The organism is Peptacetobacter hiranonis, assembly GCF_008151785.1.
In the GTDB taxonomy this organism is placed as follows: domain Bacteria; phylum Bacillota; class Clostridia; order Peptostreptococcales; family Peptostreptococcaceae; genus Peptacetobacter; species Peptacetobacter hiranonis.
Genome location: NZ_CP036523.1, coordinates 1468295 through 1482886 on the forward strand (window position 1 = coordinate 1468295; position 14592 = coordinate 1482886).

General features: G+C 29.6%; 14 protein-coding genes. 2 read left to right on the forward strand and 12 right to left on the reverse strand.

Annotated features, from left to right (window positions below):
• Positions 1 to 6 precede the first annotated feature (6 nt).
• Genes KGNDJEFE_RS06935 through KGNDJEFE_RS06945 form a run of 3 tightly spaced genes read right to left on the reverse strand, consistent with a single transcriptional unit; the run spans position 7 to position 2808 of the window.
• Positions 7 to 933: an alpha/beta hydrolase gene (locus KGNDJEFE_RS06935; RefSeq protein WP_006440218.1), complete on the reverse strand. Its 927-nt coding sequence runs from the start codon at positions 931 to 933 to the stop codon at positions 7 to 9.
• Positions 934 to 963: 30 nt separating this feature from the next.
• Positions 964 to 1911: a peptidylprolyl isomerase gene (locus tag KGNDJEFE_RS06940; protein ID WP_148881823.1), complete on the reverse strand. Its 948-nt coding sequence runs from the start codon at positions 1909 to 1911 to the stop codon at positions 964 to 966.
• Between the two features lie 12 nt (positions 1912 to 1923).
• Positions 1924 to 2808, reverse strand: coding sequence for a polysaccharide deacetylase family protein (locus KGNDJEFE_RS06945; protein ID WP_006440215.1), 885 nt, complete (start codon positions 2806 to 2808; stop codon positions 1924 to 1926).
• Positions 2809 to 3017: 209 nt separating this feature from the next.
• On the opposite strand from KGNDJEFE_RS06945, the gene KGNDJEFE_RS06950 reads away from it, so the two are divergent.
• Positions 3018 to 3215, forward strand: coding sequence for a hypothetical protein (locus KGNDJEFE_RS06950; protein WP_148881824.1), 198 nt, complete (start codon positions 3018 to 3020; stop codon positions 3213 to 3215).
• Between the two features lie 559 nt (positions 3216 to 3774).
• Here the strand turns inward: KGNDJEFE_RS06950 and KGNDJEFE_RS06955 are convergent.
• From KGNDJEFE_RS06955 to KGNDJEFE_RS06985, 7 genes are all read right to left on the reverse strand, one after another.
• Complete coding sequence (locus KGNDJEFE_RS06955) at positions 3775 to 4236, reverse strand: MarR family winged helix-turn-helix transcriptional regulator (RefSeq protein WP_006440213.1); 462 nt, start codon at positions 4234 to 4236, stop codon at positions 3775 to 3777.
• 317 nt (positions 4237 to 4553) lie between these two features.
• Positions 4554 to 4781 (reverse strand): hypothetical protein, encoded by a 228-nt coding sequence (locus KGNDJEFE_RS06960; RefSeq protein WP_118549764.1) that lies wholly within the window; start codon positions 4779 to 4781, stop codon positions 4554 to 4556.
• Between the two features lie 87 nt (positions 4782 to 4868).
• On the reverse strand, positions 4869 to 6128 hold the full coding sequence (locus KGNDJEFE_RS06965; protein ID WP_170239656.1) for an IS91 family transposase: 1260 nt from the start codon (positions 6126 to 6128) through the stop codon (positions 4869 to 4871).
• 155 nt (positions 6129 to 6283) lie between these two features.
• Positions 6284 to 8566 carry a bifunctional dihydroorotate dehydrogenase B NAD binding subunit/NADPH-dependent glutamate synthase gene (locus KGNDJEFE_RS06970; RefSeq protein WP_006440212.1) on the reverse strand — a complete coding sequence of 761 codons (2283 nt, stop codon included), beginning with the start codon at positions 8564 to 8566 and terminating at the stop codon, positions 6284 to 6286.
• A 579-nt stretch (positions 8567 to 9145) separates the two neighbouring features.
• Complete coding sequence (locus KGNDJEFE_RS06975) at positions 9146 to 9883, reverse strand: hypothetical protein (protein ID WP_006440211.1); 738 nt, start codon at positions 9881 to 9883, stop codon at positions 9146 to 9148.
• 1 nt (position 9884) lies between these two features.
• A complete protein-coding gene (locus tag KGNDJEFE_RS06980; protein WP_006440210.1) occupies positions 9885 to 10757 on the reverse strand; it encodes an ATP-binding cassette domain-containing protein in 873 nt (290 codons plus the stop codon).
• A gap of 87 nt (positions 10758 to 10844) precedes the next feature.
• Positions 10845 to 11204, reverse strand: a complete 360-nt coding sequence (locus KGNDJEFE_RS06985) for a GntR family transcriptional regulator (RefSeq protein WP_040410443.1) — start codon at positions 11202 to 11204, stop codon at positions 10845 to 10847.
• A gap of 286 nt (positions 11205 to 11490) precedes the next feature.
• Between KGNDJEFE_RS06985 and KGNDJEFE_RS06990 the strand changes: the two genes are divergently transcribed.
• Positions 11491 to 12345: a sulfurtransferase gene (locus tag KGNDJEFE_RS06990; protein ID WP_006440208.1), complete on the forward strand. Its 855-nt coding sequence runs from the start codon at positions 11491 to 11493 to the stop codon at positions 12343 to 12345.
• A gap of 119 nt (positions 12346 to 12464) precedes the next feature.
• Here the strand turns inward: KGNDJEFE_RS06990 and KGNDJEFE_RS06995 are convergent, their stop codons facing one another.
• Both KGNDJEFE_RS06995 and ispG read right to left on the reverse strand, forming a co-directional pair.
• Positions 12465 to 13151 carry a hypothetical protein gene (locus tag KGNDJEFE_RS06995; RefSeq protein WP_006440207.1) on the reverse strand — a complete coding sequence of 229 codons (687 nt, stop codon included), beginning with the start codon at positions 13149 to 13151 and terminating at the stop codon, positions 12465 to 12467.
• Positions 13152 to 13490: 339 nt separating this feature from the next.
• The gene (ispG, locus tag KGNDJEFE_RS07000; RefSeq protein WP_006440206.1) at positions 13491 to 14546 is read right to left on the reverse strand and encodes a flavodoxin-dependent (E)-4-hydroxy-3-methylbut-2-enyl-diphosphate synthase; all 1056 of its coding nucleotides are present in this window, start codon (positions 14544 to 14546) and stop codon (positions 13491 to 13493) included.
• Between the last annotated feature and the right edge of the window lie 46 nt (positions 14547 to 14592).

Sequence of the window (14592 nt, forward strand, 5' to 3'; positions counted from 1 at the left end):
TTTTATTTATTTCGTTCCAAGCCATTCTACAATGTCTTGCATTACCTCATCACGATTAATTTCATTTAATATTTCATGTCTAGCATCTTTATATAGCTTCATTGAAACATCTTTTAAACCATATTTTATATATCTGTCGTACAAGTTTTTTACACCTTTTCCATTTTTACCAACCGGATCTTTTTCTCCAGATATTATTAAAACAGGTACGTGATTAGTTAGTTTTAATAAATTTCTTTTGTCTTCAATATATTTTAGACCATTTATAAAATCTCTATAAAATCCTGTAGTACATATAAAGCCACATTTTTCATCGGCTATATATTTATCTACCTCTTTTTCATCTCTAGAAAGCCAGTCAAAGTTTGTTCTAGGATTTTTAAATTGTCTATTATTTCCACCAAAAATCAATTTATCTAAGAATTTGCTTCTATGTCTATCTCCGTGTACTAGTTCAACACATGATATTACAGGTGTTGCCAGCTTTAAAACAGACCCAAAATCTCCACAAGACCCTGAAAGAATTATCGCATTTACAGAATCAGCATAGTCTATAAGATATTTCTGTGCCGCAAATGAGCCCATACTATGTCCGAAAAGATATATTGGAACTCCTTGATTTTCAGCTTTTATTATATCTGTAAGTATTTTCATATCCTTGACAAGTATATCAAAGCCATCACTTTCAGCAAGATATCCTAAATCATCAAGGCATTTTTCACTTTCCCCATGACCTCTATGATCATTTATATATACTATATATCCAGATTTTGTAAGCTTCTTTGCAAAACGTTCATATCTTTTTGCATTTTCAGCCATTCCATGAGAGATTTGAACAATACCTTTTATCTTGTATTCGTCTTCATTCTCCCATCTAATAGCAGATATTTCTTTCCCATCTGCTCCTTCGAATCTGAATTCCCTACACTTCAAATTAATACACCTTCTTAATTTCTAACCTTTTTATTTTACTTCAGCTTTTTCTACAAGCTGTTCTACATGTTTTATATATTTTTCATCTAATATTTTTTTCTTTATTTCTTCTTTACATTTATCTAATTCTTTTATTTCAGATTTTATATCGTTTATTTTAACTATTTCATAACCATTGTTAGTAGCTATTAATTTAGATACATCACCTTTTTTAAGTTTAAATACTTCTCTTGTAAATAATGCATCTTTTGCATCTTTAGTGAAGTAGCCTAAATCTCCACCTTTTTCACCAGTTTTTTTGTCATCAGAGTATTTTTTAGCAAGTGCTGCAAAATCTTCTCCTGAAGCTGCTCTTTTCTGAACTTCTTCAGCAGTTTTTTTGATTTCTTCTTTTTTCTCATCTGAAACTGCATTCTGGTTTCTATCTACTGTTGCAAATAATATGTGCGATGCGTCTACCATATCCTTTTTGAATTCTTCTCTATGTTTAGCATAGTAAGCACTTATTTCTGCATCTGATACAGTCTGCTTTTCATTAAATGCATCTCTGTATGCGTTTATTACATTATCTTTAGCTATGAAGTTTTCTAATGCTTCTTCTGTAACTCCATTATCCTCTAAATCTTTTTTGAATTTTGGATTTTCTTTTAGAGCTTCTTTTAATTCTGATGTTCTACTATCATTATCTTCAGATTTTACAGTTATTCCATCAGCTATTGCCTGCTGATATACAACTTCACTATCTACAAGGAATGTAGCTGCATTTTTTTCTAATTCTTCCTCTTCTTCTTTAGACATATCTTCTGCGTCTTTTCCTGTTTTATATTCATTAACAGATGTTATTATCGCCTTTGCAACTTTTAAATCATCTGCTGTTATTTCTGTATCATTTACTTTGGCTACAGTTCCCTTTGAACAAGCTGTTAGAGAAAGAACTGCTACCATACCTAAAGCTATTGCTAATTTCTTTTTAAACATTTTTCTTCCTCCTTAGTTTAAACTTAAATTCTGTAACCAGAAGTTTTTAGGTTTTTCATTCTGTCCTACTGCTGCAAATTCGTATCCATTATCAGCATAGTATTTTACTAAAGCATCAAATGCTTCTAATGTCTGTGGTTTTTCATGCATTAATATTATTACATTGTGACCATTTCCATAAGTTTTTACTACATTCATTATCTGGGCTGCGTTTCCTCTCCAGTCGTTAGTGTCTACATTCCAGTCCCAAATTTTATATCCAGCAGCTACCATATTGTCATATGAAGCCTGTGTAGTATATGGTTTACTACCAAATGGTATTCTTATTACTTTTGAAGTTTTTCCAGTTATATCTGTATAAGTTTTAGAGCACTGGTCAAATTCTTTTTTAGCAGCATCTGGAGCTTTGTATAACTGTTTTACATCGTGAGTTACACTGTGGAATCCAGCTGTACTTGTACTATTTGCTATGTTTTTAACCTGCTGTGGGTAAGCTTTCATATTTCCATTTATCATGAAGAATGTAGCTTTAGCATTATATTTTTCAAGTATTTTTAACATCTGATCAGTATATTTTGATGGTCCATCATCTATTGTTATATATACTGTTTTTCCTGATGTTTTTTCTGGTCCTTTTTCTGCCTCTTTTGAAGTATTTTCAACCATTTCTGTAAGTGTTGTAGTTGTTAAATCTGCACTTCTTGGATTTGACTTATCATACACTTTATTACCAGCAAGTACATTGAATAGTACTGCACAAACCGCAACTATTAAAACTACTGCACCTATTATAATTATTCTCTGCTGCTGTTTCTTTTTTCTTCTTTTAGCAGCTTTTGCAGCTGACTTCTTTTTACTCTGTGAAGTCGATTTTTTTGTTTCTTTATTATCTGTCATACTTAATCCTCCTTAAAAAAATTACCAACAAATATTACTCAATCACACAACTTATTACATTATACTACAAAATCATCTTTATATGTATTAAACTAAACTTTTTTCACCAAATTGTAACTCTCTCAGTTGAAAATAGATAATTTAATTATAGAAATTAACTTTTTTTTGTAGTATAATTAACTTACATTATAAATATAGGGGATGATTTTATGTATCAGTATGACGATTATATTAATTTAGAAAATTCGTTAGATTTGCCTACCGAAATAAGGGGCAAGTGTGTTCGTGTTGTTAGCGTTTTAGAAAATCTCGAAGATATTGTGATTGTGCATAAATTCAAACTTTATGTAGTATATGTAGTAAATGAAAAGTATATAGTAGGAATAAATTCAGATTTAAATAGATAAACGCAGTTACATATAAAATGTAGATATAATGTGTCTTTATTTAAAACTAAATAGATTATACAGTACCGTTTTTAAAACGGTACTTTTTTTATATTTTACTATTTTTATAACTTTTTATTATTGATTATATTAAAATAATTTTTATTTGCTAGTTTTTCTATTTTAATACATATTAAAAAGAGGTTGTTACAATTTTGTAACAACCTCTTTACCTTCACAATATACGAGTTCAATCAATTATATATTATTTTTTAATAATAATAAAACAATATTACCTTTATTAGCATTCAATAGTTATAACCTTATACCTACCAAACCCGGTAATCTTATTCTTTTTCTGCTTAAATTTACTCTATTAAGTTTTTCAAAACACACAATTTCAAATTTTATAACTTTAAGTTGACTTATTGTCAACCTATTGAGATTCTTTGTAATAATTTGTTACTATTACCCTCATTCTTTCTCTCTAAAAAATGTCCATATATTGAAAATTAATTAATTGTATGAGTAAACTCAAATTATAATCTTTTAACTTTAATCCTATATTTATATAAGTCTATTATTTTCTTTTCTTCTTATATATTCTCTTTTTATAGTTTTCAGTTATTGTTGTTAATACTTTTTCATATACTTCTTTTTCTTCTTCACTAACACCTTCGTATATGATTTCGTATATTTTATCCATTATTTCATAGTATTCGTTTTTGTACTTGCATCCTTCTTCTGTTGGATAGAATAATACATTCTGAATATCTGTTCCCTGAGCTACTCTATATATTAGCCCCTGTTCTTCCATATTTGAAAGCATTATTGAAACTGTTGATTTTGCAAGATCTGTCTCCTGGCATATTCCACTGAATACAATTCCTTCTTCTTTATTCTTCCATAATACTTCAAGAACTCTGAATTTAGATATAGATATATTTTTTATTCCTTTTTCTCTTAAAAATGCATTAAATAATCTTTCCTGAGAAAAATGTATCCCTGCTGAATATCTTATAACATCTTCTTTTTTTAACATAGTTCTCTCCTTCCTTATCGAAAAACTTTTAATCAATTTAAGTCAGTTATAGTCAAAGTGATGTAACCATATATCCCTAAATTTAGATTACATTAAATTGTTACAAAAGTAAAGATTTTGTAACAATTTTGTTCTTATTTTTTTAATTTTTGACCAATTAAAATTTTTTGTAATTATAAAATGTCTTAAAACCATAACTTAACTCTTATTATAGTCTTTTTTATCTGTTTTTTAAAGGTAACACACTATTTTAATAAAAAATACTGCCACAGAACACCTTTAAAAGGTGTTCTTGTGACAGTACCTTTAACTGACACCTAACGGTCGTCAGTTTTTTTGTATTCAAATTTAGCTCCACAATTAGGACAAATTAATTCTGGCATATTTTTTTCATTTAGCGAAGCTATCGCTCCCAATGAAAAGAATGCATCTTGTCTTAGTTCTTCTAATATAAATTCTGGTACTCCTTTTTCAAATCCACAAGACTTACATTCATAATTGTATAACTTTTGTCCTTTACTCATTTCTTCTAATTCTTTTAGCATACTATTTCTCCTAATAATTTTAATTACACTAATTATACACTATTATTTATATTTGAGTATAGCAAAGCTAGCCTATTTAATAGACTTTTAAAATAATTCTTTTTGTGTTGTTGTATTCAAAGAAATTTCTTTTTCTATAATTTCTTCGTAGATTATTCTTTTATAATTTGATTTATCTAGTACATTATATATTAATCCATATTTATAATGCCATATTTCCCATAGAATCATGTCTTTTCCACACTTTTTACAAATATAAGGATTTACTCCAAATGATTCTATCAATCTATCTTTAAAATTTTTCTTTACTGTATTCTTCTTTTTTATCAGCTTAGATATATTTCTGTGTCTCATAAAATTATATAATTTCAATATTTCTATGCTTAATTTATTTTTTACTCTTGAATATAGACCGTATCTTCTTGCAACTCTAAAACCCTTCGGGTGAATATGTTGGGTTATTTTACCTATAAATTCTAATACATTTACAGTTATTTCTCTTTTTCCCTTAGGTTTTTTGTTTTCATACCAGTAAGTTACATTTTTCCCATCGTAATTAATTATTCTATACTCAGCGATAGCTGGTCTAGCCAAATATCTACCTATATATTGAGTTGCCTGTTTTATATTAGTTAAACGTCTTTCTGCATTTACATAGAATTCTTTCTTATATAACTTATTTATCAAATTTCTAGTTTTTCTATCTCTAAAGTTGTTTTTTATTATATCTAGTACCAACTTTCGCCATACTTTTTTCATATATGTATACGGTATGAAATCTAATTTTTTAAACCACTTATTATTTCTATCTATTCCACCTTCGGTGTATAAGGCATGTATGTGAGGATTCCATTTTAAATCTCCACCAAAAGTGTGTACTACAGCAATTACCCCTAATTCATAATCTCCATTTGTTTTCTTTTTATGAAAACTATCTAATACCTTATATGTAGCATCTTGTAAATCTTTTAAAAGCTCTCGCTTTCTGTAGAAATAGACTCTTAACTCCTCTGGAATTGTGAAAACTGCATGTCTATGAGAAACATCAAGAATATTTTCTACCTGTTTTTCTGCCCATTCCATAGAATATTTTCTTCCACACTTTGTGCAAAACTTACTTTTACAAGTGAACCCTTGAATATACTCCTCTCCACAGTCTATACATTTATGTTTTATATATCCTTTTTCTATATTTCCACAATTTAAAGCCTTTATTACAGTATTTTCTATCTGATCCCTCATTTCTCTTCTAACTTTATTCCAATATTTTAGTTTGAATTCTTCAAAGTGATTTTTTAATATTTTCTTAATGATTTTTTCATCTTTTTGTTTTTTCAATACATTCATATTACTATTGTACATAAGTTTTCCACAGTTTTAAATTATTATAATTTCCTTAGGAATAAAAAAATACAGTGGTTAAAAAATCTAACCACTGTATCTTTCGATTTAAACTAATAACTTTTTTGTATTATTTTTAATTTATAATATTTTTTAGCATATTAATCATTTGCATGTTTTTCTTTTAAGTATTTATCTATAGAAGCTGCTGCTGTTTTTCCAGCACCCATAGCAGATATTACTGTTGCAGCACCTGTTACTGCATCCCCACCTGCATATACACCTTCTTTAGAAGTCTGTTCATCTTCATTAACTACTATACATTTCTTTCTGTTTACATCTAGTCCTTTAGTTGTTGAAGATATTAATGGATTTGGTCTTGTTCCAAGAGCCATTATAACTGTATCTGCTTCCATTTCAAATTCAGAACCTGGTATTTCTATAGGTCTTCTTCTTCCTGATTCATCAGGTTCACCTAATTCCATCTTAACGCATACCATACCTCTTATAGAACCATCTTCATTTACTAATATTTCTTTTGGATTAGTTAATGTATGGAAGATTATTCCCTCTTCTTTAGCATGGTGTACTTCTTCTGCTCTTGCTGGAAGCTCTTTATCACTTCTTCTATATACTATAGAAGCTTCTGATCCTAATCTAAGTGCAGTTCTAGCTGCATCCATTGCAACGTTTCCTCCACCAACTATAGCCGCTTTCTTACCTATATTTATAGGAGTATCGTAAGAATCATCGTAAGCTTTCATTAAGTTTACTCTTGTTAAGTATTCATTTGCAGAAAGAACACCGTTAGCATTTTCTCCTGGTATTCCCATAAATGTTGGAAGTCCTGCTCCTGAACCTATAAATATAGCTTCAAAGCCTTCATTTTCTATTAATTCGTCTACTGTTATAGTTCTACCTATAACAACGTTAGTTTCTATTTTAACACCTAGTTTTTTGATGTTGTTTATTTCTGACTGAACAACTTTCTGTTTTGGAAGTCTAAATTCTGGTATTCCATAAGTTAAAACTCCACCAGCTTCATGGAATGCTTCAAATATTGTAACATCATATCCTTTTTTAGCTAAGTCACCAGCACAAGCAAGACCTGAAGGTCCACTACCTACTACTGCAACTTTTATTCCATTTGATTCTTCTTCTACACCAAAACTAACTCCATTTTCTCTAGACCAGTCACCAACAAATCTTTCAAGTTTTCCTATTGCTAGTGGGTCATTTTTTATACCTACTACACACTGACCTTCACACTGGCTTTCCTGTGGACATACACGACCACAAACAGATGGAAGTGAGCTTGATATAGATATTACTTTTGCAGCACCTTCTATATCTCCATCTTTAACTTTAGATATAAATGCTGGTATGTTTATTTTTACTGGACATCCCTTAACACATCTAGGATTCTTACAGTTTAGACATCTTTCAGCTTCTCTCATTGCTTCTTCTTTATTATATCCTAAGCAAACTTCTTCAAAGTTTTTAGCTCTTTCTTTTGGATCCTGTTCTCTTACTGGAACTCTTATTGATTTTTTCTTATCTTCCTGACATCCACATCCACCATGGCTGTGAGTATCTCCTTCTTCTATTTTTAATATAGCTCTACCTTCAGGAGTTTTGAACATTGTCTGTCTTCTCATAGCTTCGTCGAAATCTACAAGATGTCCATCAAATTCTGGTCCATCACAGCAAGCAAATTTAACTTCATCACCAACAGTAACACGACATGCACCACACATACCTGTACCATCAACCATTATAGTATTTAAACTTACTGTAGTTGGTATATTAAGTTCTTTAGTAAGCATACACATAAATTTCATCATTATCATTGGACCGATAACTATTGCTCTAGTGTATTTTTTACCTTTATTATCTATTAAGTCTTTTAAACAATCTGTAACTCTTCCGTTAAATCCATAAGAGCCATCATCAGTAGACACATAAACATCTCTAGCTATTTTTTTCATTTCATCTTCTAATATTATAAGGTCTTTAGATCTAGCACCTATGATAACATCACAGTCTATACCATGTTCTTTTAACCATTTAACCTGTGGATAAACTGGAGCTGCTCCTACACCACCGGCCACGAATATGATATTTTCTTTTTTAAGATCTTCTATATCTTCATATATAAATTCACTTGGATTTCCTAGAGGACCAACAAAGTCATTAACGAAATCGTTTTCCTCAATCTCAGCAAGTTTTATTGTTGATGCCCCAACAGTCTGTAGCACTATTTTAACTGTACCCTTTTCTTTATCATAGTCAGCTATTGTTAGAGGAACACGTTCACCCTTCTCATCTATTTTGATGATTATAAACTGACCAGGGTTTGCTGCCTTAGCAACTCTAGGAGCTTCAATTTCCATTGCAAAAATCTTGTCTGTTAAGCGTTCTTTTTTTACTATTCTAAAACTCATATCACATTCTCCTATCTTTATTAAAAGAGTAAAATTTATACCTTTTCATAAAATTCGTAAAATTTTATGAATTATAAATCTTCTAGTTCTTATTTTTAATTATACTATATTTTTGTTCATAATGATAGTAATTATATCTTAACAATCTTTTAGATATTTATTTTTTTATATGTATTTATGCGTTTTTTTAACAATCTATATTGCACACTTTTAATTTATTTTTTCTCAGAAAATTTACAAAACAATTGAAATCTAGGCATTTTTATGTGATAACTCAGTATTTATTTTCGTTAATTTTTTATTTTTCTTTCTGTTTTATTATTATATTTTTTTATCATTATATTGAATTATCATAAAAAAGTTTTTTGATTCTCTGTCGTACAAAATTATTTTTCTGAATATTTTTACACTTTTAAAGGTGTTAAAACCTTGTCATAGCCTAATTTCAATATATTTTTAACATTCTGTATTGTATTCTGTACCTGTTAACACAAAAAATAAAAACGGTTTAAAGCTTTGATAAATTTAAAACTTCAAACCGTTTCATAAGTTTACAAAATGTACTATAATCTTAAAATACTATTCATCTATTCTAAGAAATTTCTTTTTAGAGTATTCTTTTATAGGTGCTTTTCTCATAATTAACCAGTAAATAGTATACATTAATAGAGTAAATATAACAGTTAATATAACTTCATAGTTTTCTAAAGCAATTTCAATATAGTATAATATTTTATACCCTAGTGCCTGTATAAAACTACTTGGACTTACACCAAACAGTACTACTATTGATGCTAATACAGTAATTCCTATCATCATTTTTATTCCACCAAATCTATAGAATAATGCTCCTAAAACAAGCCCTGCAGAAGACTGAATTATTATCAATCCTAAATACTCCATAATATCTAATCTTTTATATACTAGTGGGATTGGGCTTATTGCTTGCATTAAGTTCTCTGCTCCTATTAGAAGTATTGAGAATATAATCATACTAACAATTGTAAATTCTATTAAAGATATTGTTGATGCAACTATTATAGATTTTCTATCTGCTCTCATATTCATCATTGTACTAAATTCTACTGTCGAAAGTAATATTCCATATACCATAGCCACTCCGGACATACTACCATACATAGAGCTAAATGATACTCCACCAGCTTTTGTAGCAGCTCCACCTTGCACTGAGTCTAAGTATATATAGCTCATAACAAATCCAATTCCTAGTATTAATAACATTACAGTTGTTACTACTATGAAGTATGTCTTCATGTTTATCTTCAAATAATTTAAGTAAGGTTTTAATGCTGTCATCTTAATTCACCTCTTTCGTAATTGTTACGAATGCATCTTCAAATTCTGCCTTCCCAACTTCTATATCTCTTTCTCTTATTGTTTCTAAATCATCACCTGATATATTTCCATAGTAGAAAATTGTCTTTGTAGATCCAAACTTTTTAAATTCCTTTGAATCCCCATAAAATGATAATTTCTTTAAATCTTCTTCTTTTCCAGATAATAAGTTTGATTTACTTTTAAAATTATCTACATCTGTATCTATTGCAATTTTATTTCCGCCGATTATTATTAACTTTTCTATTATTCGTTCTATTTCTCCAACTTGGTGAGTTATTATTATGTATGTACCCATATCTTCTGAGTATTTTTCCATTAACTCTTCATAGAATATTTTTCTATTAGCTACATCTAATCCCGTAGTTGGTTCGTCAAATATTGTTATTTCTGCATTTGATGCAAGCGCTGCTGTAACTGTTACAGCCGATTTTTGTCCTCTTGAAAGCTTTCCATATGCTTTTTTAGTATTTATACCAAATCTTTTAACTAATCTTTCTTCAGTTTCTTTATCGTAGTTTTCAAAGAAATAGCTATATGTTTTGAATATATCTTTAACTTTAGTATCTGTAGAAAAAACATCAGCTTCTTTTACATGACATATTCTTTTTAACTGTTCTGGATTTCCTGATATTTTTTCTCCATCCAATGTAACCTCTCCGTTATCTGCAAATAGTTTATCTGTTATTATATTGCAAATGGTTGTTTTTCCCGTACCATTTCTTCCAAGTATTCCGTATATATGTCCCGGCTCTATTTCTAAATTTATGTTGTCTAATACTACTTGTTTTCCAAATTTCTTGCTCAATCCTTGTATTCTAAGAGTTGCACTCATAATTATTCCTCCTTTTCATTTATATTGTTTACAATTTTTTTATTTTGTATCTTTTGTTATTCTCTTCATCTCATTATTTTATATACCTTACTCTTTTCTAATTATATCTATTAATTCTTCTCTGCTTATTCCTAATTTTTTAGCTTCTTCCATAAATGATACTAGAGATTCATTTATAAATTTTTCTTTTCTAGCTTTTTTTATTATTTCTTTTGCTCCTTCTGCCACAAACATTCCCCTACCTCTTTTTTTGTATAGTATTTCTTGATCTACCAATATATTCATTCCTTTTAATACCGTAGCTGGATTTATTTCATAAGTCTTTGAAATCTCTGTTGTAGATGGTACTTGCTCATTTTCTCCTATTCCATCTATGAGAATTTCATCCTCTATTGCCCTAGCTATCTGTATAAATATAGGTTCTTCTCCATTTAAAACAAATTTCATAGGATCCTCCTTTCTCAAATAATTCTTTTTATTTGATTGAATTCAATTCTTTGTTTATTGGTTAGTTAGTCAAGTAACTAACTCCTTAACCAGAATATATACTATATTCTTATCCATGTCAATAATTTTAAAAAAATTATTTTTTGTTTTTATATATATTTACTAGTTCTCGCTTTTGTACTAATATTAAAGTATAAGGTGAATTTTTTAACACCTATAGAATATGTTTATTCTGTAATTTTAAGTAAAGTTTTATTATTGCAGGTATAATACGGAGGCGATTTTTTTGAAAAATTTAATATCAGCAACTGACTTAATAAATAAGTTAGAAAATAATGAGGACATAGTTCTTATAGACTGTAGATTCAATCTACTTGATAGAAGTTACGGTGCTAGAGCATATAAAGAAGGACATATCAAAGGTGCATATATCCTAGATGTGGATAAAGATTTATCTGCACCAATAACTGAGCATGGTGGATTTAACCCACTTGCAGACCCAAAAGAACTTGCTGCTAAATTAGAAAAAATGGGAATAGACAACGATACATACATCGTTACTTATGATGAAGGTGATTTAAATGGACCTTCAAAGCTTATGTATCAGCTTATGTATATGGGAATTAAAAATGTAGATGTTTTAGATGGTGGTATTCCAGCATTTTTACATGCAGGAGGAAAATTAGAATCTGAAATACCAGAAGCTAATCATACAGATAAGAAAATAACTTTAGATTTAGATGAAGATATGATGGTAGATATGGAATATGTTAAGGCAAGATTATACGATCCTAACACTATAATAATAGATTCTCGTTCAAATGAGAGATATCAGGGAATAGTTGAACCTGCATATTGTAAAGCTGGCCATATTCCAAGTGCTAAGAACTATTTCTTCAATGATATTTTAAACGATAATTTTGAAAATGGTTCATACAAGGATACTGAGTTTTTAAAGGAACATTTTAAAGATTTAATCGGTACTGATAAAGAGATAATTCTTTCTTGTGGTTCTGGTATAGCTGCTTGTGTCAACAGTTTAGCACTAAGACAGTTTGATGTACCACATAAAATATATCCTGGAAGCTTCTCTGACTGGATTACTTATGAAGGAAATGAAATAAAAACAGGAAACGAATAAAAATATATATATTAAAAAGGATAAGGTCTAACCTTATCCCTTTTTTATTCTTATATAAGTTATTTTTCTCGTTTCCTGTTATTTTATTTCCTTCATTGCGTTGACATGAAAAAGTTTATTTATATCTTCCACATTTCTCCGTTTGGCATCCTAAAAATACTTCCTCTTTCCATGCTTTTAACCTCTCCACTTTTATAGTCCCTAACAACTATAAAATCTTCATATTCAGGATTTTCATCCCAACTAGCAAAGTACATATCTTCTCCATTTCTAAAATCAAATCCCTCTCTATCCTCAATATTATATATTTTATTTTCAGGGTAAATAATTTCAAAATATCCATCATTTCCACCTCGTGTAATCATAACTGGAGCAATTTTAAGCATCAAATTATAGCAGTCCTCTACCTCTGATAAACTAATCTCAGCTTCAACATGCTTAATATCTTCAATACTTTTATCCTCATCAAAATCACCACTTATTAATTCTTCACTATCTATATAAATTAAGCTCATTATCTTTTTATCAAAATCAACTTCTAAAAAATAAATATTACCATCTAAAAAAACTGGCTTTTCCACATAAATATTCTCTCTCATCTCAAAAGGCTTAAAAACTTTACCATCTGGATAATGAATAAGAGCACAACTCATACCAACAAAAGTATATCCATCACTCACAATCTCCTCAGCCTCATACAAATCACAAAAAGACTTACTTGAAACATGAGAATAATACCACTCAGAAGTACCATCGACACGCTCAAAAAATCCATTCTCTATTCCACTAATCTCTCTAATAACCATAACCTACCTCCAATAAAACACTTTTTAACAGTATAACCAAAACTAAAATCTCTATCAACACACTGAAAAAATATTCATATAAATTTCCTTTTATAATTTCTATAATTTCTAAATAGAAACAATTACAAAAATGAGTGCCTATTTCAAACTTTTAACAAGTCTACTTTCTTCGGCTTAAACCTCGCAAATAAATCTCCACCGACAATCTGCAAGCGGCTCGAAACTGATAAATGTGTTACATAAAGGTGCGAGTCGCTGAAGCCTGGAGAGGATATTATTTGCGAGTTTAAGCATACAAAAGAAAAAGACTGTCGCAAAGTTTGCAACAGCCTTTCATTTTTATAGAGTTTCTATCTCTTTAACTAACTCATCTATTAAATTTTCAGCAGGTATTTTTCTTATTATCTCACCTTTTTTAAATAACAGTCCTTCTCCTTTTCCACCAGCAATTCCAATGTCAGCCTCTCTAGCTTCTCCAGGACCATTCACAACACAACCCATTATAGCAACAGTTATGTCCTTATCAAGATTTCCTATTCTTTCCTCAGCTTCATTAACCATATCAATTAAATTTATCTGAGTTCTACCACAAGTTGGGCAAGAAATTATCTTTATCTTATCGTTTAAAAGTCCAAGGCTTCTAAGTATATCCTTACCTACTTTTACCTCTTCAACAGGATCTCCAGTTAGAGAAATTCTCATAGTATCTCCTATCCCTTTCATTAAAAGACTTCCGACACCTATTGAAGATTTTATAGTCCCTCTTTTAATACTTCCAGACTCAGTTATACCTATGTGTAGTGGGTAATCTACCTTTTCAGACATAAGCTCATAAGCTTCAACAGTTCTAAATATATCTGAATTTTTTAGTGATATAACTATATCGTGGAAATCTAAATCTTCAAGAATTTTTATATGTCCCATCGCACTTTCAACCATCGCTTCTGCACATGGTTCACCATATTTTTCTAAAAGATGTTTCTCAAGAGAACCACCATTTACACCGATTCTTATTCCTATATTATTTGCCTTACAAGCTTCGACAACTTCTCTAACTCTTTCCTTATCGCCTATATTCCCTGGATTTATTCTAACTCCATCAATTCCCTGTTCTATAGCTTTAAGTGCAAGTCTGTAGTCAAAGTGAATATCAGCTATTAGAGGAATATTTATCCCTGCTTTTATTTCTGATATTTTTTCAGCAGCTTCCATATCTGGAACAGCAACCCTTACTAATTCACAACCAGCTTCTTCTAATCTTTTTATCTGTGCTATTGTGGCTTTTGCATCTCTAGTATCAGTATTTGCCATAGACTGAACTGATATTGGATTATCTCCACCGATTTTTACATTTCCACAAGTAACAACTCTTGTTTTCTTTCTCTGATAACTCAAAATTATCCCTCCTAATTTATATCATCTCAAAAATTTATACTATATA